This is a genomic window from Caldicoprobacter algeriensis, from assembly GCF_023838525.1.
GTDB classification, from domain to species: Bacteria; Bacillota; Clostridia; order Caldicoprobacterales; family Caldicoprobacteraceae; genus Caldicoprobacter; species Caldicoprobacter algeriensis.
On the sequence record NZ_JAHUQD010000041.1, the window covers coordinates 1 to 1,476 of the forward strand.

1 protein-coding gene is annotated in these 1,476 nt (G+C 40.2%); it reads right to left on the reverse strand.

The window, feature by feature from the left end; all coding sequences use genetic code 11:
• The coding region (locus KVG29_RS12300) for an IS1634 family transposase (protein WP_420840563.1) at positions 1–1,476 on the reverse strand (1,476 nt) is incomplete at both ends.

The following is a 1,476-nucleotide window of genomic DNA, read 5'->3' on the forward strand; positions in this document are numbered from 1 at the left end:
GACTAAATCCCAACCATTCTAGCATCTTCAATATCTTTGGTGAAGTATCATTTGGCAAATACAGATCACCATTGAAATATATAACCAATACTGTCTCCAATACCTCAAGTATAGTCCTAACCGATGGACGAGTAGATTTTTGACCATTAGGCTGAATATAATATTCTCCCCTCTCCCTCAATGCCTTCCTTACTCTGTACTCTAAATAACTCGCTATCAGTAAAACAAGTATAAATACATATCCCAGCGCTTCTACTCGCTCAGGTTTCTTCAAATATACTGGCCCTAAATACACTGGATTTTTTAAAAACTTAAATGCCTGCTCTATTGAACTTTGCCCTTTATATTCCGCCAGTATCCTCCATCCAGGATATTTCTCTCTATCCATAACTGAAGTAATAAGAACAAATGTCGATTCCATAAATAAGTCTTTCTCACATGCCATATCATCCCTCTCACCTATAGTATGCTTTACATAGTAGCTTACCGTCTCCTCATACCTATCTTCCGTACCAGGCCTCCCTCTTCTATTATACCTCCGAGTAACCTCCTCTTCTATATGAGCTTCTACATTGTAATGCATTGACTTAACTTTCTCCATAAAAGCCGCACTCTCCCGCAGTGCATCCTCAACACATGCAAATGCTCTCTTGCCTATACTCTTAGCCTCCTTCTCAAGCTCCCTCTTCTCTTTCTCCCACCTCTTCTGCAATGTCTTTATCTTCTGCTCCCTCAACGAATTTGTATGAACCAATACAAATCGATACGGCTTCCCATCTATAACCTCCACAAATTCATAAATCCTGTATTCTGCTGCATCTTTACGTGAAGACTCACTTAATGTTCCTACTTCTTCCCAATTCACCCCCTGCCATGCCTTCTCTTTCCATTCCGAAACACATGAAAAATTCTCTGGTAAACGTGATATAAACCGTAAACCCTCTAACTGCCTTAACGATTCATATGAAGATACAGTCGCAGAATCCCCCACAAATATAATATCTCTATATTGTTGCCCCTCAAAAAATACCTTCATCTCCTTTATCGCCTCCGGGTTCCATTCCCGGTCCGATTTGTTTCCGGATAAAAGCTGACCCATTACAGGTAGCCCACTCTGCTGTACTGCTGCCCCTATCTTAAATTGCTTAAGGTCAGGCCTATTATCTTTGCTGTAACCGTAGCAGATTATAAAGTCGTCATCCTCATCCCCTTCATACATCCCTTCTACAGAAATAGACGTTGTATCCAAGTGCAGACTCTCTATAGTTAAATTATGAGCCTTTAACATGTTGAGACATATACGGCTCACAAGTTCTTTCATGTTTACGGTATGCAGTTTATCTAAAGCACGAGCAAATGCGTCATCGTTTAATTGTTCCACTGTAATATCGCTACCCTCTAACATGTATTCAAGCTTTTGTTTCCTCCAGTATTCTTCAATTTTCCATAAAGGCTGTCTCCTGTGCATTATGGTTA